Source organism: bacterium, from assembly GCA_022616075.1.
GTDB lineage: Bacteria > Acidobacteriota > HRBIN11 > JAKEFK01 > JAKEFK01 > JAKEFK01.
In genome coordinates, this window is sequence record JAKEFK010000021.1 from 1 (window position 1) to 22,978 (window position 22,978).

Genomic DNA, 22,978 nt, shown 5'->3' on the forward strand with positions numbered 1-22,978 from the left:
ATTTTCTTCGCGCCTTTAGATGTCGTCCTTTCAGAGCATGATGTTGTCCTGCCGGATCTCCTGTATATCTCAGGGACACGAAAAGGCATTGTCCATCACGAAAATATTCAGGGTGTGCCCGATTTGATAATTGAGATTACTTCGCCTTCTTCAATTGAAAGGGATCGTTTGATCAAAAAGGAGCTTTACGCACGCTTCGGTGTGCAGGAATATTGGTTAGTGGATTTGAAGGAAAAACACGTTGAGGTGTTGACTCTTAACGAGGGCCGGTACGACCTTGTTGCAGTTTTTTTTGAACAGGATACTCTTTCGACCCCCCTATTTCCTGGTCTGGCGCTTTCCTTGAGCCATATCTTTTCAACTATCTAATTTCAAACCGCGATTACTGCTTATGAATATTTCCTGGATGACTTTGCGTGACCTGGAGTACGTCTCCGCAGTCGCGCGTTACATGCATTTTGGAAGAGCATCCGAAGCCTGCAACGTCAGCCAGCCTGCGCTCAGCGCACAGATCAAGAAGATGGAAGAGCGTCTCGGGTTTCCTGTGTTCGAACGCACAAACAGGCGTGTGGCCATTACAGAGCGCGGAAAAGCTGTTATCGATCAAGCCCGGATCGTGTTGGAGGAAGCCGGGAAAATCGCGGCCCTCGCAGCTGATGAAAACGAAATCGGGCAAATGCGCGGAACATTGCGTCTCGGCGCGATTGCGACTCTCGGACCCTATTACGTTCCCCACTTTTTGCCGAAGTTCAGGAAGAAATTTCCGGAGCTTCAGATGATTTTTCGGGAAGGTCTTACGGACGATCTCCTCGCCGAACTGAAAGCAGGCGAGCTTGATGCCATTCTTGCAGCCGGAACCTTCAATGAAACGGGGCTTACCGTATTTCCGTTATTCTACGAGCCATTCCTGCTTGCTGTGCCCAAAGATCATCCTCTCGCAAAAAAACCAAAAGTGAGCCGGAGCGATCTGCGCGCTCAAGACATGGTTCTTCTGGAAGATGGGCATTGCTTGCGCGACCAAACTCTGGAGATTTGCCCCCGAAACCGCAGGGGCAATATCCGTCAATTTCATGTAACGAGTCTTGAGACACTACGGCATCTTGTCGGCGCCGGTCTTGGTTACACTTTGATGCCAGTGCTTGCAGCAGGTTCTGACATGAAAGGGTTGTTGGAATACCGGCCGCTTGCTGAAGAAGAAATCGGCCGCGAAATTGTGCTAGCGTGCCGCGATCGATATCCACGTAGTGCAGACATCGCGGTGCTCGCAGAATACATGAGATCTCATGCGCCGGCAAAAACAAAATCTGCATGAGAAAGCTGCCCCAGAACTTGCCCTCAGCTTCGCCGAAATTCGTGGAACCGATGCAATGCAAACTCGTTGGTGAGCTGCCTGCGGGAAAAGACTGGGTTTACGAGCTGAAGCTCGATGGATACCGCGCTCTCGGTATGAAAAACGGCAAAAATGTTCAGCTCATTTCGCGGAATGGGAATAATTTGAACCGGCGGTATCCGGAGCTCGCCAGAGCACTCACTGAATTGCCATTCGAAGCAATCCTGCTTGACGGAGAGATCGTAGTTCTGGATGAACAGGGCCGTCCCTCTTTTCAGCGGCTTCAGGATCTGGGCGGTGGGGACACGGACCGGTCTATCTACTATTACGCTTTCGACCTTTTGAATTTTCACGGACGAGATCTTCGAAAACTCCCCTTGCTCCAGAGAAAAGAAATACTGCAGTCCATCTTGCCAAAAGACCGGATCGTTCGGTATGCAGCTCATCTGGAAGCTGAGACTGACAGTTTTGTAACGGAAGTCAGAAAATTGGGAATTGAAGGTGTAGTCGCAAAAAGGAAAACATCGCTGTATGAGTCGGGCAAACGGACAGGCTCCTGGGTGAAATTTAAACTGGATAATGAACAGGAATTTGTTGTGGGCGGCTACAGACCTTCCGGGCTTTATGGCGGTTTTGACGCGTTATTGATCGGATATTATGAAAATGGAAAACTGCTTTACGCCGCGAAACTCAGGGCCGGATTTGCAGATCATGCAAAAAAGCAACTCTCCTTGCTGTTCCCAAAATATGAAACTCAGAAATGTCCCTTTGTAAATTTGCCGGAAGGAAAAGTAGGGCGCTGGGGGGAAGGTCTTACCGCAGAAAACATGGAGAAATATACCTGGCTCAAACCCAAAATTGTGATTCGCGCAAAATTTACCGAATGGACTTCAAGCAATCACTTGCGCCACGTGAAATTCGTCGCGCTCAGGGATGATAAAAATCCGAAAGAAGTAGTCCGGGAGTAAAATTTTATCGCATAGACCTTTAAAGTCGCAAAACCGGCCAATTCAAACCTGGATAGTTCAAACTCGTACCATCCCGGTGTAAACTCTAAAGTTTGAATTTACAAACCTCATAAGGAGTAAGTGTCGATGAAAAAACTGTTAGCCATCTTTATTGTGTTTGCTTTGTCTTTTTTTGCCGTTGCAGAAGAGAAAAAGGATGAGAAGAAAGAGGACAAGTCGCTGATGAAAGCGGATACGTTCTCCGGACTTTCTTTCCGTGGAATCGGCCCGGCTGTCACTTCGGGACGCATCTCGGATCTTGCGGTTCATCCGAAGAATCCCGCCATCTATTACGCGGCCGCTGCATCCGGCGGTGTCTGGAAAACAATCAACTCAGGCACAACATGGACACCCATTTTTGATGGCCAGAGCTCTTACTCCATCGGTTGTATCACGCTGGATCCAAACGACCCGAATGTTGTCTGGGTGGGAACCGGCGAAAACAACAGCCAGCGAAGTGTCGGCTATGGTGATGGCGTCTATCGCTCCCTTGATGGCGGAAAAACCTGGGAGAACATGGGGTTGAAGAAATCGGAGCACATCGCCAAAATCATCGTTCATCCGGAGAACTCCAGCATCATTTATGTTGCCGCGCAGGGACCGCTCTGGGCCGCTGGTGGCGATCGCGGTTTGTACAAATCCACCGATCGCGGAAAAACGTGGGACCAGGTGCTCAAGATTTCGGAAAATACAGGAGTGACGGATATAGTGTACGATACCCGCAATCCGGACGTCCTTTACGCCGCCGCGTATCAAAGACGACGCCATGTCTGGACATTGATCAATGGAGGTCCGGAGTCTGCTATCCACAAATCGATGGATGGCGGCAAAACATGGAAGAAGCTCGAAGCCGGTTTGCCAAAAGAGGAAATGGGACGGATCGGACTCGCTATATCACCTGTCAAACCCGATGTTGTTTACGCCATGATCGAAACCGGAGACAAGGAAAAAGGGTTCTATCGCTCGATCGATGCCGGCGGCAGCTGGGAAAAACGAAGCGATTACGTTTCAAATGGCCCTATGTATTACAGCGAACTCTTCGCCGATCCTAAAAATGTAGAACGAGTCTATTCGATGGACACTTACATGATGGTGACTGAAGACGGCGGCAAAACATTTCAAAGAGTCGGCGAAAAATCCAAGCATGTGGATAACCATGCTCTCTGGATTAATCCGGACAACACAGATCATCTGCTGAACGGAAACGATGGTGGAATTTATGAAAGCTGGGACCGCGGCGCCAACTGGGATTACAAAAGCAATCTTCCGATCACGCAATTCTATCGCGTGACCGTGGATAATTCGGCTCCTTTTTACTTTGTATACGGCGGAACCCAGGATAACGAAACTCTGGGCGGGCCCTCCCGCAACCGCACCATCAATGGCATCATGAACTCAGATTGGTTCGTAACGGTAGGGGGGGATGGTTTCTGGTGCGCGGTAGATCCGGAGGATCCGAATATCGTTTATTCGGAGTATCAGTACGGCGGACTCGTTCGATTCGATCGCAAGACAGGAGAAAAAGTTGACATCCAGCCTCAACCCGGACGTGGAGAACCGGCATTGCGATGGAACTGGGATTCCCCGTTGATCATCAGCCCTCACTCACACACTCGGCTCTACTTCGCGGCCAATCGCCTCTTCCGAAGCGACGATCGCGGCGACAACTGGAAAGCAGTTTCTCCGGATCTGACACAGCAGATTGATCGCAACAAATTGAAAGTCATGGGACGGATCTGGAGTATTGATTCGGTGGCCAAGCACCAATCCACTTCGTTCTACGGAAATATTGTTTCACTTGCAGAGTCTCCCTTGAAACAAGGCCTTCTCTTTGTGGGAACGGATGATGGATTGGTTCAGATCAGTGAAGATGGTGGATCGAATTGGCGCAAGCTCCATCAGTTTCCCGGAGTTCCGGATAATTCTTATATATCGCGCCTCACACCATCACAGCATGACGCAAACACTCTCTATGCGGGCTTTAATAATCACAAAATGGGCGATTTTAAACCCTACGTGATGAAGAGCACTGATCTTGGAAAATCCTGGACTTCCATCACGGGAAACTTGCCGGAACGCGGATCTGTTTGGGCCGTAGCAGAGGACCACAAGGATCCGAATTTGCTTTTCTGTGGCACTGAATTTGGAATCTTTTTTACAGCGGATGGTGGCAAACGGTGGATTCAGTTGAAAGGAAACATACCGCCCATTCCTGTGCGCGATATCGTGATTCAAAAACGGGAAGAGGATCTGGTTCTCGCAACTTTTGGTCGTGGTTTTTACATCTTGGATGATTACTCGCCTCTGAGAGGCACCAGCGAATCCACCTTGCAGCAGGAAACGATGCTGTTGTCCACAAAACAGGCCTGGATGTACATTCCGGAAGAACCTCTTGGACTAAGAGAAAAGGGATTCATGGGCGAATCGTTTTACCTTGCTCCGAATCCACCTTTCGGCGCCGTCTTCACTTATTACTTAAAAGAAGAAATCAAGACAAGGAAGAAAGCGCGTCAGGACAAAGAGAAAGCGCTCTTGAAGTCCGGAAAGGAGATTTCGATTCCGGCATGGGATCAATTACAAGCCGAAGATCGCGAAGAAGCTCCCGCAATCATTTTGACGGTTACGGACGACGCAGGAAACATAATACGAAGGATTTCAGGACCGGTGAAAGCCGGCTACCAGCGTGTTGCCTGGGATTTGCGTTTTCCGGCGCCCAATCCAGCGTCATTGACTCCGCCGCAAGATGATCAATTTGGTCCGGTCACGCAGGGACCACTCACATTGCCCGGAACTTACAAAGTGAGTTTAGCAAAGCGCGTAGATGGAAAATTGATTCCCGTCGGAGCATCACAGAGTTTTCAGGCAACGCCGCTCGGATCGGCGACACTGCCGGTCTCAGACCGGAAAGCGGTTATGGATTTTGCTGCAAAAACATCTCGCCTTCAACGCGCTGTTAAGGGCGCTGTCGAATCTGTGAAGCAATTGAAGCAAAACCTCGACTTGATGAAAAAGGCACTGGACGATACTCCAGAAGCGGATCCGAAATGGCAGGATGAGGCGCGCGCCTTGATGGTTCGTGTCCAGGATGTTGAAAAGAAACTCACAGGCGATTCCACTCTTCAGAAAAGGAACGAGCCGATACCGCCCTCCCTTTCGGACCGGGTGCAAAACATCGTAAGCGGGCACTGGACCACATCTGCAGCTCCCACAGGAACAATGCGCCAGAGTTATGAGGTTGCCTCTGCTGATTTCGAAGAATTGCTGAAGCAGTTGAAGTCAATCGACACCGATTTCAAGACCTTGCAGGGTAAAGCAGACGCGGCAGGGGCTCCGTGGACTCCAGGCCGTATCCCCGATTGGAAGAAGGAGTAGAATGTAGGAAAGCAACATTTGTTACGCGTTTGACGAAAATACAGGAAGGAGAAAAGAGATGCGTATTAATAGTCCTGCTTCACATGCGGGTGCCCCGATAGATTCTTCGGGAAAGCCGGAAGAAATTCAACCTGGAAGCGCTCAAAAAATTCAGGAACATGATGCGGAGCCGCCTTCGGAGACTCCTCAAGGACTTACTCCATTAGAAGAGGCGCAGACGAAACAGCTCACGGATACCATTAAAGCTGAAAGAGAACAAGAGGCAGATCGCACCCGCGACAAGATGCAGAAGAAACTGGAAGAAGAAGCACAATTCCAGTTGCACGTTGGGGGCGGAAAGAAGAAAGACGAAGACCGGTAAATAAAGTAGCGCGGCCGTCCCGGCTGCGACTACTGCTTCTTTGGTGGCAGCGGCTTCGGCAGCGGTTTGCGCGGCAACAATTCTGGTCGCGTAGAGGTGTTATAGACAAAGGTGGCCATGATTGCAGAAGCCTGCATCAAGTCCGCCGGTTCAATGTGATCATACACATCAATATTGGAATGATGTGTACGTTCATCATACTCAAGCGGATCCTGGATAAACTGAAAACCGGGAATACCGACAGCGTCAAATGAAAGATGGTCGGTTCCGCTGGTATTTCGAATCGTGATTGTTTCCGCTTTCAAATCGGCAAACGGTTCAAACCATTCTTTGAAGATCGGCCGGGTCATGTCATTCCCCTGCAAATAAATCCCGCGTATGCGTCCGGTTCCATTATCGAGATTAAAATAACCGGAAATTTTTGCGTGTTCCGGATGCAGTTTCATCGTAACCGGATCTGCAAAATGTTTTGCCACATAACCGCGAGAACCATACAGAGCTTGTTCTTCTCCACCCCATAGACCCATCCTGACGGTGCGGTCCATTTTCAAGTTGAGCGTTTTGAGAACGCGCATGGCCTCCAGCACAACTGCGCAGCCGGCGGCATTATCCGTTGCTCCGGTTCCGGAATGCCAGGAATCCAGATGCGCTCCCAGAATCACAACCTCTTGCTTTTTACTGCCACCGGGGATTTCCGCAATCACGTTCCAACCTTCGACCTCTTCCGGTGGAAAATCGACGTTCATTTCCATCTCCACCACAACCGGAATGTTCTTCTCAACCAGTCGAACGATGCGTCCATATTGTTCGCGTTGAACGGCAATGGAAGCGATCGAAGCAGGACTCGTTGCTTTGTGAGAGCCCGCTTCGATTGCGTAAAAAGTCCCACCGATTCCTCGTGAGCTCATCGTAAAATTTGCGACAGCGCCCTCTTCGCGCAGGAATATGATTAGAGTGTCCAGGGCCTTCTGTTGCTGTTCCCAAAAATCCGCTTCGATTTCCAGCGGCAGGCTGTCCATAAAGCGGTCCCGCTCTTTTGGATCCTCCGGGAGACTGGTTATTGGCCATTGAATCGCATCAAAAGGATACGGCTGCTCGTGCTCACTCACTGAAGAAAGATCCTCTTCATCATATCTCTCGCTGGGAGAAGCGGTGGGTTGGTCATGAGATCTGCGCGGGTCAGTCAGAACGATCTTTCCACGGAATTTGCCTTTGTTTTTCTGCGCATATTGTTTTACCCGCTCAATGACTTTCGATGGATCCCTCCGCATATCATCTTCCCATGGAAAAAATACGGGCGCATAAACCACTTCGGCCTTGATTCTTCCGGCCGTTCCTTCTGACCATGCATGTGGAAAACCGGAAATCGGTGTGTAAAACGGTTGTACGATATGAGCTTCAAACTTTTTCAACGACCAGCCTCGTCCGAATTTTCCCCAGGATTCTAAACCGGCACTGGTAATACCCCATTCCTTCAGCTTTCCTACAGCCCAATCTGCCGCCGATTTGTATTCCGGAGAACCACTCAATCGCGGACCATTTAAGTCCGTCAAAGAAAACATGTGGTCCATCACCTTTCCGTTTTGAAAAGATTCCTTCTTGATTTGATGCACTACGGATAAATCCACTTCTTCAGCCGATTGAGCAAACACGGCCAGTCCCAACATCAGACAGCAAATCGCTTTCTTCATTACCTTCTCCAAAATGATTTCACTGCAAACGCAACGTGGTATTGTTTCTCCCCCTTATCAAGGGAGAGGAGTCAATGAATATTCACAAACCATTAGCACCGCACCCGCAAGACTTGGGGAAGTAGCTCGATCCTGACCGGAAGGCGTCCCGGAGTCTCACCATCCACTTCCAAAAGAATGTTATCCGTTTGGCGAACCGGAAGGGCCCGAATCGTTCGACCTTGAATTAATGCCATCTTTTCCATCGAAAGATGAGTTCCCGAATAGAGCCGGTAAGATTTTAGCAGTAACTCCATTGCGTGCATGTCCCCCGCGATCACCACATCAAAAAGACCATCATTTAGTTTTGCGTCCGGAGCGATGCGCATGCCGCCACCAAAAGATGGGCCATTCGCAACGCACACGATGATGATTTTGATTCTTTTCGGAGTCTGATCATCCACCTGCAAGGATATCTCAGGCGTTTCAAAGTTCATCATGGTGCGCATCGTTGCGGTCGCATAAGTGAGAGTGCCTCCAAGCAATTTTCCGGAGCGATTCGCGCGGCTGGCAACAGCGCCGCTCATCCCGAACGAAGCGGTATTCACGAAAAATCGCGTGCGCTCATTTCCCTGATGATCGACGTACGCTAACTTTCCCGCATCCATCAGATGGTCTTGAGCATTCCTTAAATGTTTGGTCGCTTCCACAAAACCGGCAGGTATTTTGAGTGTGCGACGAAAATCACCGCCGCTTCCACCGGGCAACAGTCCCAGTGCAGTACCTGATGTTGCTTTGAGAATTCCGTTGGCAACTTCCGAAACCGTTCCATCACCTCCCACTGCAACAATGAGCTCTCGCCCTTTTCTGGCCTGCTCCTCCGCAAGCTCCATCCCGTGCCCGGGTTCCTTCGTGAATTCGCACTCGAACGGCCCGAAATGCGTACGGATCGCATCCGCGTGAGAAGCCCACCGGCGCTCCGTCATACCGCGCCCTGATTTCGGATTTACTATGATGTAGGGAAGATGTGACATCATGGATCGATCGGATTATTCTAATACGAAGTAGCGCGGACGTCCCGTCTGCGCAAATCTCGCCGGCGAGACGCCCGAGCTACTTTGCATTGGGAGGGTTTGATGTACGAGATTGGAATGGAAATAGAAGCCTGGTGCGGGCAATGCAAGGTCTATCGGCGTTCTGCGATAACAACCTTGAATGCGGACGGTTCCATTGACCGTGTCTCGTGTCTCTACTGCAACTCGTCACGCAATTACCGGCCCCCGGCAGATGAAAAAGCTTCTGAGCCATCGGAACCGGTCACGGTCGAGGAAGATCACCTGACGGCGCTCATCAGAGCAGTATTACGGGAAGAGCTCGAACTCGGTTCATCGAAAATTGCCGAAAAATGGATTGGCGGTAAGCTCATTCTGCGTCCCGGAAAACCCGGATTGCAAGAAAAGGAAGTGCCCATCGACGCCTTCTTCCACAAAATTATTATGCTGCGAGACCGGCTTCGGGTGCTGGAACAGCAGATCAATGCAAACGACAAACTATCAGAGCCGGAAAAAATCCAGTTTCAACAGTACATAACGCGATGTTATGGTAGTCTGACCACTTTCAATATATTTTTTAAAGAGCAGAAAGATCAGTTCGTGGGCCAGAAATCTGATTAAATAACCGCCAAGGCGCCAAGACGCCAAGAATATATTTAAAGATTTCTTGGCTTAACTTGGCGAACTTCGCGCCTTGGCGTTTAAATTTAAAATCGTGCTAAGATGTGACACGAAATGCACAGAGATAAGATCATCATCAAAGGGCTACATTGTTCGGTCCGGCTTGGAGTCAAGAAGGAAGAACAGGAAGTCAAACGGAACTGCGAGCTGGATTTCTGGATCTATTACGATCTTTCGGCTGCAGGACGTTCCGATGATCTCGATCTAACTGTCAATTACAGCAAAGTCATCGACATCGTGCAGAGCCTATCGCAGACCGTCCAATACAAGCTTCTTGAATCTTTTGCCTTTCGCCTGTTTGAAGAGATTTTCCGGAACACAACCGCGCGCAGGATCCGTTTGCGAGTTAAGAAAATGAATCCTCCAATCGAGGCCCGGTTTCAATACGTGGGTGTCGAGCTTGTTCGCAACAGGGAAGAATTTATCCGGGAAGAAGGAAAATGAAGTTGATTCAAACACCGCAACCGGCCCGTTTAAAAGAAGTACCGCGCGCGTCTCACCCTCAGATTGCGATTGACGAAGCTGGCGAGACACTGGGAGTGCAGCCGCATTGGATTCGCGGGAAAGCTTTGATTTTCTGGGATCCCAAACGGCCTGATAAGAAATTGGATGCGATTGATACCGATCAAATCACGCCCGCCAAATACTGCGTGTCGGAAACACTCGATCAGCTGGATGAAAAGTGGAAGGAGGGGGCGTTCCGTTATTTAATGCCGGAATTTCGCGAAAGAGTTCATCGCGGCGAAACATTTCTGATCGCAGGAGATCGATTCGGCATCGGATCCTCCCGTGAAATGAGTCCTGCGGGACTCAAAGCTGTTGCGGAAGAAGTAGGCAAAGAACTTGTCATCGTTTGCGGGCACAACATGGGCGATATTTTCCGGCGCAATGCGTTCAACCTGGGTCTTGAAGTTGTGCAGTGTCCGGAAGCTGTCGAAGATGCGCAAGAGGGTGACGATCTTGCGTTTGATGTGACGAGCCGGAAACTGATCAATGAAACTCAAAAGAAACAATATGAGTCGGTTCCGCTTACTCCGAAAGAAGATGAGATCCGGCGCACCGGTGGAATTTTTGTAATGGGGCGTCGCGAGTTCGCAGAATCCGCGCGCACCGCGCCACGCATAGAGTGGCCGGATCCCCACATCGCGCGTGGCTTAACGACCACGGAACAAATTGTCTGGGCACATCGCGTGGATAAGAGCGCGGAAGTCCAACCGGGCGCCACTCTTCGAGTTTATGCTGACCTGCTTCCGGCCTCCGATGGAACTGCGCCCTTTGCCATTCATACTTTCAATCAGATCACAGGCGGAAACAGAATCTATCCGCGCCAGGCGGCGGTAGCAAACGATCATTTTGTTTTTACCGGCAAACAAGAAGACGAAAATCAGACTTCCATATCGCGCGCGTTTGCTGAATTGAATGAAATGAAGAAGCCGTACTATGCAACGCCAGGCGATGGCATTTTTCATTTCTATTTTCCTGAACAGGGGCTCGTGGTTCCAGGCCAATTCATTCCGGGCGCTGATTCGCACAGTCGCGCATATGGAGCGTATGGCGCGGTGGGTTATGGAGTTGGCTCTACGACTCTCGGTTTTGGCTGGTCTACAGGTTACGTTTACTTCACGCTAGCGAAAGCGCGACGCGTTGTTTTCTCGGGACGATTGCAGCCGTGGGTCAGTGGAAAGGATATTGTGTTGAAACTGCTGGAGCGATGGGGAACAAAACAATCACAGGGAATGTCGGTGGAATTTGTGGACACCGAAAAACAATTGCCCGTTGCGTATCGAAACACGATTGCAAACATGATGGCGGAAGCCGAAGCACAAAATGGAATTTTCGTGGCAGATGAAATTACTTATGAGTGGTACAGGTCCAAAGGTATGCTGGAGCTTCCCCATCCTCACGTCCAACCGGGTGAGAATGCGCATTATGAAATCAATGAAATCCTGGATCTATCAGATGTAGTTCCGATGATTGCAAAACCTTATAGCCCAGGAAACGCATTTCCTGCCGAAGAAGTGGCGCGCGAAAAGATTCCGTTTGACAAGGCTTACATCGGCTCCTGCACCAACGGCAGCTATGATGATCTTTTGCAGGCTGCGCTGGTGCTGTTTGCCGCGCGCAAAACCGGAGTCAAACAGGCCGCCCGGGATTTTGTAATTTTTCCAGGATCACGCGGCGTGAAAGTAGCGATTGAAAATCCGGATCCGCGTCTTGATGGAGAATCGATCGCGCAAGTGTTGCGCTCGGTGGGAGGGTTGATCCGGGATTCCTGGTGCGGTCCTTGCTTCGGACAGGGTGAAGACGCCTTGAAAAAGGGCGAACGCGCAATCACTTCTTTCAACCGCAACTGGCAAAATAGAATGGGAGTCGGCGGTGAAGGGTTTCTGGCGAGTCCAGCCGTTGTTGCCGCATCCGCGCTGCTCGGCTACATGGCCCCACCGAGCGAACTTCGAATAGCGTGGGACCCTGCACTCTACGGCGTTTAAACAGAGTAGCGCGGGCGTCCCGCCTGCGTAATTTTGGAGGTTTTATGCCTATCGAATCCATCAATCCAGCCACCGGCGAACTGATCCGCAGTTATCCTGAAATGACTCCACAACAGTTCAACGAAATCATCGAATCTTCTCATCGCACATTTTCGGAATGGAAACAGACTCCCTTTTCTCATCGCGCTCCGTTGATGAAGAAAGCAGGTGAAATTCTGAAGAGCAAGAAAGAGGAATTCGCAAGAATGATGACCCTCGAAATGGGAAAAACGGTCGCGCAGGGGCACGCGGAAGTGGAGAAATGCTCATGGGTCTGCGATTACTATGCAGATCATGCGGAAAGGTTTCTCACGCCTGAAATTGTTCAGACTGATGCATCTAAAAGTTTCGTCGCTTTTCAGCCACTTGGAGTGGTGCTTGCGATCATGCCCTGGAATTTTCCTTTCTGGCAAGTATTTCGATTTGCCGCTCCCGCGCTAATGGCGGGAAATTCCGGACTTCTAAAACATGCTTCGAATGTTTCAGGATGCGCTCTGCAGATCGAACAGATATTTCGTGATGCAGGATTTCCGCCGGATCTGTTCCGCGCATTGCTTGTTGCGGGTTCGAGGGTTTCCGCCGTGATTGAACATCCACACGTAAAAGCTGTCACGCTTACCGGCAGCACACCGGCCGGAAAATCAGTCGCTGAAAAATCCGGATCTTTGTTGAAAAAAACTGTTTTGGAATTGGGCGGTAGCGATCCTTACATCATCCTGGAAGACGCAAACCTGGAATCAACGGTCGACACATGCGTTACCTCAAGGTTGATCAACGCAGGACAAAGTTGTATTGCGGCCAAACGATTTATCGTTGTTGAAAGTCTCCGCAAAAAATTTGAGGAGATGTTTGTTCAAAAGATGAGAGCGAAACGGATGGGCGACCCAATGGAGCCGGGCCTGGATCTGGGTCCACAGGCGAAAGAGGATCTTCGTAATGATCTGCACAAACAGGTGCAACAAAGCATTGAAATGGGCGCGCGCGTTTTGCTGGGCGCTCAACTTCCCGATGGGAAAGGCGCTTACTATCCGCCGACCGTGCTAACAGATGTGAAAAAAGGAATGCCCGCGCACGATGAAGAATTATTTGGTCCGGTGGCTGCCATCATTTCTGCAAAAGATGAAGAGGATGCCATCCGGATCGCAAACGATTCCCCGTTTGGTCTGGGCGCTGCAGTTTTTACTCAGGACATTGCTCGCGGCGAACGGATCGCTGCGGAGAAAATCGAAGCCGGTTGTTGTTTTGTGAATGCGTTTGTCAAATCGGATCCGCGGCTCCCCTTTGGCGGCATCAAAGAATCCGGCTACGGACGCGAGCTCTCACATTTCGGCATCCGCGAGTTTGTGAATATAAAAACAGTGTACATTAAGTAGGGGCAGGCCTTGTGCCTGCCCTTAAAGGGCGACCACAAGGGTCGCCCCTACGGTGGCGTACAGGTTGCGAGCGTTGCAAACGGATCCACTTCTTCTGTTTGCAGTTTCACGCGGCAGCGAACCCAAATGTCGTTTTCAATGATGAGAATTGTCCAATCTCCAGTCATTTTCGAGTGTGTTGCAAGAATGAGCCTTCCCGGAGATTCCGCCAGCACGTAGCCCTGATATTGACCAAGCCCTACGCGAGTTGTCGAGAAATCGCCATCAAAAGGCCCTTCCACAACGATCGGGCCTCCCGCCTTTGCGCGAGAGCTGATTTGAAAACGCAAATACGGAATTTCGATGTTCGGTTGAGCCTCCCTCGGTTGCTTCTCCCTCTGCAGCTCGGAGCTAACACCATCGCCCGTTTCCACTAATACATTAGCAGGAACCTGTATTTGATGTTTAGCGCGAACGATCTCATTTCCCCACGGGTCGTTCAATATAAGCTCAAACTGCTGCGGCAAATTCCATTTCTGCAGCGCTCCATCCGGGACCACCGGCGATCCAACCGCGGTAAGCAGATAGAGACTGGCACTCGATGCAGGCGTTGCCTGAATTCTGCCGGACACCGTCTCTCCCGGTTTGGCGCTTGCAGGAAAACTCATCACAAATGTACCCTCAGGCACAATGAGTCTTACAAGAGTGATCCCCTGCGATGTATGCGTGTCGCTTCGGAAACGGCCCGACTTCAAAAGGAACGGCCACAAACGCTTCATCGCCGAACGCAAGTTCTGCTGAAACGTTTGTGATTCGGAAGCTCCATACTTATAAAGGGTGCTCCGGATTTGAAGCAGTAATCCCAGTGAATTTGTTACTGCTCCGGCCTGCCATAAATCCCGAACCTGATTCATTTGCTTCCGCACTTTTTTCAGTGGCGCTTTGATCGATTTGTTCCTTGTAAGCTTTTCTGTGCTCGCAATTAATCTTTCGATGGACCTCAGTTCCAGAACCGACGTGTCTTGAGCATAAGAAAGGCTTGAGCAGCTGAAAAGAAAACAAAGCAAAACTACAAAGCGTTTCATAAAAGTCTCAAGGATATAGTTTGTAACGCCGGCATCCTGCCGGCAAGGTTTGGGCCGGAGGCCAGCGTTACAAAAAAAGCGGATTTAGCACGAGTTCAGACTTTCAAGTCTCGAGATGCTGAACCTTATTGTTCATTGTGCATGATTGTTTCAGCCATTCGTGTGGATTGTTCAGGATAAAGTTGCGCGAGAACGGAGCACATCTTGATCGCGGCATTTGGATCTGAGGCACAGGGAGCCAGCAACTTTTTGAGATTCTCCTTATCGTTTGCCACGGCCAGTGCGGCTGCAATTTCGGGAAGATGGATACTCCGGTCAATCATGATTTTCTCAGATGTCTGAATCGCCTTTGTTTCAACGCCTCGGCCGAACCGGACTTCACTGCCGCTTCGGCAGCTTGCAGAAACGTTTTCCTGGAAGCTTCCATTTGTCCCGCTTATGCTTGCATCACCGCGATTAGCCGAAGCCCATGAATCCGGTGCTCTTCATATTGAAGATTCTTGATGGATCTTTCCGCTTCCATGATATTCACAGAAGCAGATGCAGCGTCGCCGGCCTTCAATTGACAGCGAGCAACACCCAATAGGGCTTGAAGTCGATCGTACTCCCGTTGAATTTTGGCAGCAGCTTAATCTCTGACATCTTTTTCGCATATGCAAGGAGAGACTCTGCCATTGCTCCAGCATCATCATTCTTTGCAGCTCGCAGCAATTCGGACTGCAGTTCGTCAAGGGACCGATCCGAAAGCATCATTCCATAATTCCGCTATTTCATTAGTTCATTAGATATGGAAATTATCCCCCTTGTTACACGAGCTCGGTCACGTGGCTGGCGAATGGTCAATCTAGTGGTGATGCTCTGTTCCCTTTTTCTTTTTCATCTCCTCCATCTTCTGCATCATCATAGAGTTGAACTTTTCATATTGCTCGCTGTCCACCTCAAAGTTTGTGAACATGTAATTGGAGCCCTGACTATTCCAGTTCTGCGATGCATCGGTGTACTTGAACGCATCGGTTGTTCCTTGCTGGAATTCCGCGCGAATTGGGTCCGCTCCGGGTGCGTTACTGATCTTCGGAGTCCCACCAAGTCCGCCTTCCATTAAATGCGCGGAGAATGTTCCGACCTCTCCGATAGTGATTTGGTGAACGTTGCCATCGATTTTACGCGTAATCGGAACGTACAGAACCTTCACGTTGGCGGATGCCTTCGACATAATCATCCAGGAGATTTCTTCCAGCGCTTTTCGTTGCTCGGCATTCGCCTTTTCATCAATATAGGAGTAGTCAAATACCCAGTTTCCAAACGCATCCATCATTGCCTGGCCATCCGGACTTTGTCCCGTCCGGGCAAAAGCAAGACCATCCAGCGACGCATCTCCGTACTTGCCCTTGGTAATGAAATACACCAGTTGGCCACCACAATTCATATGGGTCGGCTTTGAACCAAACCAGCACGGACAAGCCGCGTTACACTTGCAGGCTTCTTCCAACTGCCCTGCTATTTTCCAATACACTTTCTTTGATTCGGCTGGTTTCTCTTCCGCCATCAACGAAACAGCGGCAAAAGCGACAACGACCGAGACAAATATCAACAGAACAAACTTGCAATATAGATTCATAGCGACCTCCTTTCTCTGTCTCAAGGATATAATAGAAATCTTGTTTTTTCGAACCAAATGCGACATTAAAGGGAGAGTTATGACAACTTCTATCAAACGAGCCTGGATTTTAGCGATTCTATTTTTTCCTTTGTATGTATTCTCAGATGCAAAGGTTCCATTCGCAAAGGAGAAGCAGATTGCTGTTGCTTCCGTAGAAGCCCATCAGAAGGATTTGATTGAAATGAGCGATCAGATCTGGCGTTTTGCGGAAACCGCTCTGCGTGAAACGAAATCCTCGAAAGTCCTTGCGGATTACGCCGAACAGGAAGGATTCAAAGTCGAAAGAGGTATTGCAGGAATGCCAACAGCGTTTGTTGCAACATTTGGCGAAGGCAAGCCAATTATCGGTATCCTGGGAGAGTTCGATGCCCTGCCCGGGATTTCGCAAAAAGCATCATCCCAAAAAGAGCCACTGGAAGCGGGGGCCGCCGGGCACGGATGCGGACACAATCTTTTCGGCGCGGCAAGTCTTGGAGCCGCAATTGCCATCAAAGAGTTGATCGAGGCAGGCAAGCTCAAAGGAACGGTCAGGTATTACGGAACGCCTGCCGAAGAAGCAATCGGCGGAAAAGCCTACATGGCGCGCGACGGCATGTTTCAGGATCTGGATATTTGTCTGGCGTGGCATCCATCGACCGAAACGGCGAGTGATACCGATAGCAGTCAGGCGATTGTAGATTTTGCAGTTGAATTCAAAGGCAAAGCTTCGCACGCAGCTTTCGATCCATGGAACGGACGCAGCGCGCTCGATGCTCTTGAAATTTTTACGCACGCACTCAATCTCATGCGGGAACACGTCAAACCAACGGTGCGCATGCATTATGTCATCCAGAAAGGCGGTGACGTGCCAAACGTAATTCCGGAATACAGCAGGCTCTGGTGCTGGGTTCGCGATTCGACGCGGACAGGCGTCGAACCCCTGCTAGAACGTGTGCGTAAAATCGCTGAAGGAGCGGCGCTAGCCGCTGGTGTCGAATCAAAATTCACGGTTCAAAGCGGATCCTATGAAATGCTCGTGAATTTCACAGGCCAGAAAACTTTATTCAATAATTTGCAATGGCTCGGACCGCTAAAATTCACCGAAGAAGAGCAACAATTTGCTCGCGCGATTCAAAAAGCAACGGGAGTTCCTGAAAAGGGTTTAACTTCAGATGTCAAAGCATTCAACGATCAACCTCGCGATCCACAAGGCGGTTCCACAGATGTTGGCGATGTCAGCTGGATCACACCGACGGTTCATCTTTCCGTTACCACAGCGCCCGCCGAAGCTCCCTGGCACGCATGGCCCGTTGTTGCCTGTGGCGGGATGTCCATCGGACACAAAGGACTGGTTTACGCAGCAAAAGCTCTCGCTGCAACCGCGGTGGATTTTTACCTGGATCCTACACAAAGGGAAAAAGTGCGGAAAGAATTCGCCGAACAAACAAAGGGCACAACTTATAAAGGATACGTTCCTGATGGTCCACCGCCGGTTCCGGAGGATGCAAAATGAAAGAAGTGAAGCGCATTTTAGATCAATTAAAACGTTCGTTCGAAGGAGAAGCATGGCACGGACCCTCTGTGCGCGAAGTGCTGGCGAACGTAAATGCTGAAAAGGCGCTGGCACATCCTGTCCCGGCGGCTCACAGCATCTGGGAAATCACTCTTCATGTTGCCGCGTGGCAGCATTATGTATGCAAGCGGTTGGAAGGCGACCCCTTCGAAGCCACACCCGAACAGGATTGGCCGCCGATCGCTTCCAAAGATGACGAGGGCTGGCAAAATTCATTGCAGAAACTGGAAGAAGGTTACCAAAAACTGGTTGCCGAAATTTCACGCCTGAGCGATCAGGATCTGGATGAAAAGGAAGTTCCCGGGAAACAATATAGTCTCTACTTCATGATTCATGGAGTCATTCAGCATAATCTGTTTCATGCAGGCCAGATCTCGTTGCTCAAACGAGCTTAATTTTTAACGCAGGGACGCAGAGAATAAAAAGAAATAAATATTTTTCTCTGTGTCTCTGCGACTCTGCGCCTCTGCGTTAAGCGCTCAGGAATTCGTGCAGTAAACGGTGGAAATGGTGGACGCCGTTTTCGCGTTTCACGGACAAACGGCCTTGCTGGTAACTTTCCGATTGCAGACCTCGCTGGACTTGCGTGCATAGCTCGATGTCTTCCTGCTGTATCTGATCGCTGAAACCAATCGATTGCTGCAACGACTCCCAGCCTTCCCCTGTCCCAGGACCAAGAAAAAACCATTCGAAAATCGTGAGAGTCTTGTCCACATCGACCGGTAAAATGATATTCGCTTGCAGATTGTCGGGATAAATATTGATCATGAAGTTCGGAAAGATCCAGTAGTACAACGCCCTGGATTCCGTTTCCGTTCGCACATATCTGCGGTCACGACCAAGCATCTCCCCTTCCTTTGCAGGACGTATCGGAGCATGCGAGGACGCGTAATAGCGAAAAGTATCGACTCTGTACTGTGCATAATCAATTTCTCTGAACAAACCGGGATGAGCCATCGGAATGTGATAACCCTCAAGATAATTATCGATGTAAACTTTCCAGTTACAGGGAACGATATAATCTCTTCGCTCGATAAACTGCATCCGATCCACTGGAAAACCTTCGCGCTGCACCTCCACTGGAATCTTCCCCAGAATTTCCGTAAAGGATGGCGCTTCCCCGCCGAGATTCACGAAAACATACGGACCCCATGTTTCCACGGGAAGATGCGGCAAACACACTTCTGACTGATTCCAATCCTGCACTCCTTCAAACTCCGGAGCAGCCAACAACTCGCCGTTCAGCGAATAGGTCCAGCCGTGATAAGGGCACTGAAGACTTTTGCGATTCCCTTTGCCGGAAGCCACCGGATGCGCGCGGTGCCGGCAAACATTCGAAAATGCTTGCAGTTTACCGTCTTGTGAGCGCGTGATCACCACCGGTTCCCCCTGCACTTCGAAAGCCAGATAATCACCCGGTCTCGAGACTTCGTTGATATGTCCGGCGGGCTGCCATGTTTTCCAGAAAATTTTTCTACGCTCTTCCTGTAAGAATTGCGGATCAGCATACCATCGCCGCGGGATTGTAGTTGCGCGCGATAAATCGTTGGTTACTTTATAATCCTTCAGATCCAACGGGAAACCTCCTCTTCAAGAAATCCGCAACTACCTGTTTCACATCGCGGTGTTCAACGTCCACGGCGTAGTTCATCTGTCTCATTTCCTTTTCGGTAATTTTTCCTCCGAGTTGATTGAGAGCTTCCCGCAAGCCTGGAAATCTTTTTAGAGTGTCTATTCTTACAACGGGCGCTGCCTGATAAGGAGGAAAATAATATCTATCATCTTCCAGCACAAACAGATCCAATTTCGCAATTAAGCCGTCCGTCGAATTTCCCGCGATGAAATCCACTTGTTTTTCAGCAACCGCTTTGTAAGTTAAGGTTAAATCCATGATTTTTGGCGTTTCGGCAAACTTTAAACCATACCTGTCAGAAAGTCCGGGAAAACCATCTTTCCGTTCCATGAATTCGTATCCAAAACCAGCTTTCCATTGCGGCGTATATTTTGCGCTTTCAGAAATCGTTTTAATCCCCAATCTGCGCGCATCCTCACCACGAATGATCATGGCAAATGTGTTGTTGAAACCAAGCGGAGATGTCCACTCGGCGCTAATCCCCCTATCACGATAAGCAGCTTTTGTTTCTGCAAGAACTTCTTTCGGATTATTTTTCGGTTCTCTTTTCAAAATGGCTGTATATGCAGTTCCCGTGTACTCGACGTAAACATCGATCTGCCCGGCGATGAGTGCGTTGTGACAGATGAATGTCCCGCCCAAATTCAATTTGCGTTCAACCGGAACCTTCAACGTCTGCTCAATGTGCTGCGACAACAGTTCACCCAGAATGACCTGTTCACTGAAATTCTTGGAAGCGACAACAAGTTCATCCTGCTTACTGCAAGAGAAGAGTACGAAGGCGAGAATTACGGATAAATATTTCACAAATTTTTACTCCAGCGTTTCTCGATTTTACCTAGACCAAAATCAACAGCTATTGCCAACAGCGCGGCCGGAACAGCGCCGGCTAGAATCAACGTATTGTTAACGGTGGAAAGTCCACGAAAAATAAATTCTCCCAGACCGCCCGCGCCAATTGCGGCTGCAACTGTTGCCACTCCGATCGATACAACCATCGCAATGCGCAAGCCCGCAAAAATGACTCCACTTGCGAGCGGCATCTCGACCATTAAAAGCAGTTGGCGATCCGTCATTCCCATTCCTCTTCCCGCCTCTCGCACAGCAGGATCAACGCTCGCGATCCCGGTATAGGTGTTGCGAATCACGGGCAACAACGCATATAAGACAAGCGCAGTAATCGCGGCGCCCGCGCCAATTCCTCCAAGAAATGGTATCGATAACATGAACCCAAGCAAAGCAAGACTGGGAACCGTCTGGAGAACATTGGCAATTCCCAGAATCGTTGGCGACAACGCAGGTTTGCGAGTCAATAGAACACCTGCGGGAATGCCGATCAGTGCGGCGATCAGCGTGGAAACGACTGCCAGGTACAGATGTTGGAACGAAAGATTTAGAATTTGTCCGTAGTTGTTTAAAACGAAATCAATGAAGTTCATTGCATTAACTGGACCGAGTTGCGCAGGGGTGCCAAAAAAGTTTTGATTACAGGATCCTGAGAACCCAAAAATTCATCTTTCGTTCCAAAAATAATGAGACGACCTTCTTCCATCAATCCAATCCGGTCTCCAAACAGTAGAGCTTCGGCAACGTCATGCGTTACAAACACCATGGTTTTGCGTAAGCGTTTTTGCAGTTCCTGAAACTCAACTTGAACTTCAGCGCGTGTAATCGGATCCAGCGCGCCGAAAGGTTCATCCAACAACAGAATGGGAGGATCCGCGCAAAGAGCGCGCGCAACGCCCACACGTTGTCTCTGGCCACCGGACAGTTGGCGCGGAAACCGCAACGAAAACTTATCAGGATCAAGCCCGACAAGCTGCATCACCTCCGGCACCCTGCTTGCCGTTTTTTCAGTTTTCCAGTTTTCAAGGCGCGGAACCAATCCAATGTTTTCAAATACTGTGAAGTGCGGAAACAATCCGACTTCCTGAATCACATACCCGATCCGTCTGCGCAACAAAATCGGATCCCATAGCAGAGTGCTCTTTTCATTAACAGACACCGTTCCTTCGCTGGGAATCAGCAAATGATTGATGAGTTTTAACGTTGTCGTTTTACCGGAACCGCTCCTACCCAGCAGAACGACGGTCTCTCCTTCCGCAATCTCTAAGGAAAGACGATCGACCAGTGTGCTTGTCCCTGCACGATAAGAGACGTTTTCAAAGCGGATCGCAGGCATTGTCATTCATTATATACTTGGCCTCTTGGCTCACTCTAAGATGAAAGCACAACTCAAAGTGCAATTACCCGAAAACTGGCAGGACATCTCTCAGGAAAATCCCGATGGTCCGCCAACTTACATTCGTTCCAGCGATGATGCGGCCGGAGTGCTTCAGATGTCCATTCAAGCGTTGTACGAATCGGGTCCGGAACCGGATCCAACGTATAACGATCTGATTCAATTGTCGGAACACGTTGCAAATCTTCAAGAAGCAGAAGTGATCGAACGGTATCGCGATGATTGTCATGTCGGTAAATTCGGGTGCGTGATCGGCAAATCCGCGGAGCTTGCGCGAATCCAAATCTGGACTCTTACCAATGGCCGGGATTTTGTCCTTGCAACTTTTCTCTGCACGGACATGCCCTCCATGGAGGAAGCTTCGGAAGCAGAAGGCATCGTGAAAACAGCTTCACTTCTTAAGCTATGAAGGTCGTCTCACTCGCGATGCTATTGCTTACTCTTCAAGTTGCCGGCGACACTCCGGTAATCGATCGAGGCCAGCTGCTTCGGGATGTGCAGATCCTTTCTGCGGATGATATGCAAGGCAGAAAAGTGGACTCACCGGGCGGCGCAAAAGCGCGGGCGTACATCGTGGAAAGATTCACGCAGGCGGGGATACGGCCCTTCCGCAACTCATATGAGCAATCTTTCACATTCCAATTTGGGAAAGAGGACCTTCAGCATAAAGGCGTGAACATCGTTGGCCTCATTCCAGGCACTTCTGAAAGCATGATCGTTTTAACCGCGCACTACGATCATCTGGGAGTGCGAAAAGAGCAGATCTATAACGGCGCAGATGATAACGCTTCCGGCGTTGCTGCATTGTTCGCGATAGGTGCGCATTTCAACAAACATCCTCCCAGAAATACGTTGATTGTCGCCGCGCTGGATGCGGAAGAACGATCAGGGGCAGGCGGTGAAGAACTGGCGAAAGCTCTGGACAAGCAAAACCTCGTGATGAACATAAATATGGACATGATCGGACGGGATAAAAACAACATCCTTTATGCGGCGGGAACTCATCATTATCCTCACTTAAAGCCATACCTGGAAAACGTGGCTGCAAAATCCGATGTGAAACTTTTATTCGGCCACGACAGACCGGACGTGAAAAATGTTGAAGACTGGACAAAAGATTCAGACCACTACGCGTTTCATCGCCGCGGCATTCCTTTCATTTATTTCGGAGTCGAAGACTACGAGCATCATCACAAACACACAGATGATTTCGACAGCCTGACGCACGATTTTTATGTGGGCGCCGTCCAAACAATCATCATGGCTCTGGAAGAATTGGATCACTTCAGATGAAATATCACGGTGACGGTGAAATAGACTTTCACCGGACGATTATTCAGAGTTGCCGGTTGATACTTCCACTGAAGCACCGCATCGATTGCAGCTCTTTCGAGCACAACGTGATCTGCGCGCAGAGTTTTAACCTGCTCCACACTTCCCGTCTTTGTGATGA

The 22,978-nt window shown here is 49.7% G+C and carries 23 protein-coding genes; 13 read left to right on the plus strand and 10 right to left on the minus strand.

What is annotated here, in order from left to right; all coding sequences use genetic code 11:
• The 5 genes from L0156_01680 to L0156_01700 all read left to right on the plus strand — a co-directional run.
• Positions 1 to 369 (plus strand): Uma2 family endonuclease (locus tag L0156_01680; protein MCI0601704.1); only part of this gene is annotated, 369 nt, incomplete at its 5' end.
• Positions 370 to 391: 22 nt separating this feature from the next.
• Complete coding sequence (locus tag L0156_01685) at positions 392 to 1,312, plus strand: LysR substrate-binding domain-containing protein (protein MCI0601705.1); 921 nt, start codon at positions 392 to 394, stop codon at positions 1,310 to 1,312.
• Positions 1,309 to 2,298 (plus strand): non-homologous end-joining DNA ligase, encoded by a 990-nt coding sequence (gene ligD, locus L0156_01690; protein MCI0601706.1) that lies wholly within the window; start codon positions 1,309 to 1,311, stop codon positions 2,296 to 2,298. Before L0156_01685 ends, ligD begins: the two co-directional genes overlap by 4 nt.
• Before the next feature lie 126 nt (positions 2,299 to 2,424).
• Positions 2,425 to 5,709, plus strand: a complete 3,285-nt coding sequence (locus L0156_01695; protein MCI0601707.1) for a glycosyl hydrolase — start codon at positions 2,425 to 2,427, stop codon at positions 5,707 to 5,709.
• Positions 5,710 to 5,767: 58 nt separating this feature from the next.
• A complete protein-coding gene (locus L0156_01700) occupies positions 5,768 to 6,070 on the plus strand; it encodes a hypothetical protein (protein MCI0601708.1) in 303 nt (100 codons plus the stop codon).
• A gap of 29 nt (positions 6,071 to 6,099) precedes the next feature.
• Here the strand turns inward: L0156_01700 and L0156_01705 are convergent, their stop codons facing one another.
• Both L0156_01705 and L0156_01710 read right to left on the minus strand, forming a co-directional pair.
• A complete protein-coding gene (locus L0156_01705) occupies positions 6,100 to 7,761 on the minus strand; it encodes a M20/M25/M40 family metallo-hydrolase (GenBank protein MCI0601709.1) in 1,662 nt (553 codons plus the stop codon).
• A 92-nt stretch (positions 7,762 to 7,853) separates the two neighbouring features.
• Positions 7,854 to 8,777 carry a diacylglycerol kinase family lipid kinase gene (locus L0156_01710; GenBank protein MCI0601710.1) on the minus strand — a complete coding sequence of 308 codons (924 nt, stop codon included), beginning with the start codon at positions 8,775 to 8,777 and terminating at the stop codon, positions 7,854 to 7,856.
• A gap of 99 nt (positions 8,778 to 8,876) precedes the next feature.
• On the opposite strand from L0156_01710, the gene L0156_01715 reads away from it, so the two are divergent.
• From L0156_01715 to L0156_01730, 4 genes are all read left to right on the plus strand, one after another.
• Positions 8,877 to 9,413 (plus strand): hypothetical protein, encoded by a 537-nt coding sequence (locus tag L0156_01715; protein MCI0601711.1) that lies wholly within the window; start codon positions 8,877 to 8,879, stop codon positions 9,411 to 9,413.
• Between the two features lie 114 nt (positions 9,414 to 9,527).
• Positions 9,528 to 9,917, plus strand: a complete 390-nt coding sequence (folB, locus tag L0156_01720; GenBank protein MCI0601712.1) for a dihydroneopterin aldolase — start codon at positions 9,528 to 9,530, stop codon at positions 9,915 to 9,917.
• Positions 9,914 to 11,962, plus strand: a complete 2,049-nt coding sequence (locus L0156_01725) for an aconitase family protein (protein ID MCI0601713.1) — start codon at positions 9,914 to 9,916, stop codon at positions 11,960 to 11,962. The genes folB and L0156_01725 overlap by 4 nt, the downstream gene beginning before the upstream one ends.
• A gap of 44 nt (positions 11,963 to 12,006) precedes the next feature.
• Positions 12,007 to 13,374: an NAD-dependent succinate-semialdehyde dehydrogenase gene (locus L0156_01730; protein MCI0601714.1), complete on the plus strand. Its 1,368-nt coding sequence runs from the start codon at positions 12,007 to 12,009 to the stop codon at positions 13,372 to 13,374.
• Between the two features lie 47 nt (positions 13,375 to 13,421).
• On the opposite strand, the gene L0156_01735 is transcribed toward L0156_01730, so the two are convergent.
• The 4 genes from L0156_01735 to L0156_01750 all read right to left on the minus strand — a co-directional run bounded on the left by L0156_01735 (position 13,422) and on the right by L0156_01750 (position 16,056).
• The gene (locus L0156_01735) at positions 13,422 to 14,438 is read right to left on the minus strand and encodes a hypothetical protein (GenBank protein MCI0601715.1); all 1,017 of its coding nucleotides are present in this window, start codon (positions 14,436 to 14,438) and stop codon (positions 13,422 to 13,424) included.
• Positions 14,439 to 14,563: 125 nt separating this feature from the next.
• Entirely contained in the window at positions 14,564 to 14,761 is a 198-nt protein-coding gene (locus tag L0156_01740) for a hypothetical protein (protein MCI0601716.1), read from the minus strand.
• Positions 14,762 to 14,996: 235 nt separating this feature from the next.
• On the minus strand, positions 14,997 to 15,191 hold the full coding sequence (locus L0156_01745) for a hypothetical protein (GenBank protein ID MCI0601717.1): 195 nt from the start codon (positions 15,189 to 15,191) through the stop codon (positions 14,997 to 14,999).
• A gap of 91 nt (positions 15,192 to 15,282) precedes the next feature.
• The gene (locus L0156_01750) at positions 15,283 to 16,056 is read right to left on the minus strand and encodes a DUF1326 domain-containing protein (protein ID MCI0601718.1); all 774 of its coding nucleotides are present in this window, start codon (positions 16,054 to 16,056) and stop codon (positions 15,283 to 15,285) included.
• Positions 16,057 to 16,135: 79 nt separating this feature from the next.
• Here L0156_01750 and L0156_01755 point away from each other — a divergent pair, with 79 nt between their 5' ends.
• Together L0156_01755 and L0156_01760 are read left to right on the plus strand one after the other, a co-directional pair.
• Positions 16,136 to 17,590, plus strand: coding sequence for an amidohydrolase (locus L0156_01755; GenBank protein ID MCI0601719.1), 1,455 nt, complete (start codon positions 16,136 to 16,138; stop codon positions 17,588 to 17,590).
• Positions 17,587 to 18,045 carry a DinB family protein gene (locus L0156_01760; GenBank protein ID MCI0601720.1) on the plus strand — a complete coding sequence of 153 codons (459 nt, stop codon included), beginning with the start codon at positions 17,587 to 17,589 and terminating at the stop codon, positions 18,043 to 18,045. The genes L0156_01755 and L0156_01760 overlap by 4 nt, the downstream gene beginning before the upstream one ends.
• 76 nt (positions 18,046 to 18,121) lie before the next feature.
• On the opposite strand, the gene L0156_01765 is transcribed toward L0156_01760, so the two are convergent.
• From L0156_01765 to L0156_01780, 4 genes are read right to left on the minus strand one after another with little or no spacing between them, the layout of a single operon-like run.
• Positions 18,122 to 19,225 (minus strand): Rieske 2Fe-2S domain-containing protein, encoded by a 1,104-nt coding sequence (locus tag L0156_01765; GenBank protein ID MCI0601721.1) that lies wholly within the window; start codon positions 19,223 to 19,225, stop codon positions 18,122 to 18,124.
• Positions 19,206 to 20,090 carry an ABC transporter substrate-binding protein gene (locus L0156_01770; protein ID MCI0601722.1) on the minus strand — a complete coding sequence of 295 codons (885 nt, stop codon included), beginning with the start codon at positions 20,088 to 20,090 and terminating at the stop codon, positions 19,206 to 19,208. The genes L0156_01765 and L0156_01770 overlap by 20 nt, the downstream gene beginning before the upstream one ends.
• Positions 20,087 to 20,722, minus strand: coding sequence for an ABC transporter permease (locus L0156_01775; GenBank protein ID MCI0601723.1), 636 nt, complete (start codon positions 20,720 to 20,722; stop codon positions 20,087 to 20,089). Before L0156_01775 ends, L0156_01770 begins: the two co-directional genes overlap by 4 nt.
• A complete protein-coding gene (locus L0156_01780) occupies positions 20,719 to 21,471 on the minus strand; it encodes an ATP-binding cassette domain-containing protein (GenBank protein MCI0601724.1) in 753 nt (250 codons plus the stop codon). Before L0156_01780 ends, L0156_01775 begins: the two co-directional genes overlap by 4 nt.
• A 34-nt stretch (positions 21,472 to 21,505) precedes the next feature.
• Between L0156_01780 and L0156_01785 the strand changes: the two genes are divergently transcribed.
• The gene (locus tag L0156_01785) at positions 21,506 to 21,934 is read left to right on the plus strand and encodes a hypothetical protein (GenBank protein MCI0601725.1); all 429 of its coding nucleotides are present in this window, start codon (positions 21,506 to 21,508) and stop codon (positions 21,932 to 21,934) included.
• Positions 21,931 to 22,818: a M28 family peptidase gene (locus L0156_01790; GenBank protein ID MCI0601726.1), complete on the plus strand. Its 888-nt coding sequence runs from the start codon at positions 21,931 to 21,933 to the stop codon at positions 22,816 to 22,818. The genes L0156_01785 and L0156_01790 overlap by 4 nt, the downstream gene beginning before the upstream one ends.
• Positions 22,819 to 22,978 lie beyond the last annotated feature (160 nt).

What these genes read in the sequence shown, in the direction of transcription:
- L0156_01715 (MCI0601711.1), top strand. Translation starts at nt 8,877, where the DNA reads ATGTACGAGATTGGAATGGAAATAGAAGCCTGGTGCGGGCAATGCAAG.
- L0156_01775 (MCI0601723.1), bottom strand. Translation starts at nt 20,722, where the DNA reads ATGAACTTCATTGATTTCGTTTTAAACAACTACGGACAAATTCTAAAT.
- L0156_01750 (MCI0601718.1), bottom strand. Translation starts at nt 16,056, where the DNA reads ATGAATCTATATTGCAAGTTTGTTCTGTTGATATTTGTCTCGGTCGTT.
- L0156_01710 (MCI0601710.1), bottom strand. Translation starts at nt 8,777, where the DNA reads ATGATGTCACATCTTCCCTACATCATAGTAAATCCGAAATCAGGGCGC.
- L0156_01735 (MCI0601715.1), bottom strand. Translation starts at nt 14,438, where the DNA reads ATGAAACGCTTTGTAGTTTTGCTTTGTTTTCTTTTCAGCTGCTCAAGC.
- L0156_01780 (MCI0601724.1), bottom strand. Translation starts at nt 21,471, where the DNA reads ATGACAATGCCTGCGATCCGCTTTGAAAACGTCTCTTATCGTGCAGGG.
- L0156_01755 (MCI0601719.1), top strand. Translation starts at nt 16,136, where the DNA reads ATGACAACTTCTATCAAACGAGCCTGGATTTTAGCGATTCTATTTTTT.
- folB (MCI0601712.1), top strand. Translation starts at nt 9,528, where the DNA reads ATGCACAGAGATAAGATCATCATCAAAGGGCTACATTGTTCGGTCCGG.
- L0156_01790 (MCI0601726.1), top strand. Translation starts at nt 21,931, where the DNA reads ATGAAGGTCGTCTCACTCGCGATGCTATTGCTTACTCTTCAAGTTGCC.
- L0156_01695 (MCI0601707.1), top strand. Translation starts at nt 2,425, where the DNA reads ATGAAAAAACTGTTAGCCATCTTTATTGTGTTTGCTTTGTCTTTTTTT.
- L0156_01745 (MCI0601717.1), bottom strand. Translation starts at nt 15,191, where the DNA reads ATGATGCTTTCGGATCGGTCCCTTGACGAACTGCAGTCCGAATTGCTG.
- L0156_01730 (MCI0601714.1), top strand. Translation starts at nt 12,007, where the DNA reads ATGCCTATCGAATCCATCAATCCAGCCACCGGCGAACTGATCCGCAGT.
- ligD (MCI0601706.1), top strand. Translation starts at nt 1,309, where the DNA reads ATGAGAAAGCTGCCCCAGAACTTGCCCTCAGCTTCGCCGAAATTCGTG.
- L0156_01685 (MCI0601705.1), top strand. Translation starts at nt 392, where the DNA reads ATGAATATTTCCTGGATGACTTTGCGTGACCTGGAGTACGTCTCCGCA.
- L0156_01760 (MCI0601720.1), top strand. Translation starts at nt 17,587, where the DNA reads ATGAAAGAAGTGAAGCGCATTTTAGATCAATTAAAACGTTCGTTCGAA.
- L0156_01785 (MCI0601725.1), top strand. Translation starts at nt 21,506, where the DNA reads ATGAAAGCACAACTCAAAGTGCAATTACCCGAAAACTGGCAGGACATC.
- L0156_01700 (MCI0601708.1), top strand. Translation starts at nt 5,768, where the DNA reads ATGCGTATTAATAGTCCTGCTTCACATGCGGGTGCCCCGATAGATTCT.
- L0156_01725 (MCI0601713.1), top strand. Translation starts at nt 9,914, where the DNA reads ATGAAGTTGATTCAAACACCGCAACCGGCCCGTTTAAAAGAAGTACCG.
- L0156_01740 (MCI0601716.1), bottom strand. Translation starts at nt 14,761, where the DNA reads ATGATTGACCGGAGTATCCATCTTCCCGAAATTGCAGCCGCACTGGCC.
- L0156_01705 (MCI0601709.1), bottom strand. Translation starts at nt 7,761, where the DNA reads ATGAAGAAAGCGATTTGCTGTCTGATGTTGGGACTGGCCGTGTTTGCT.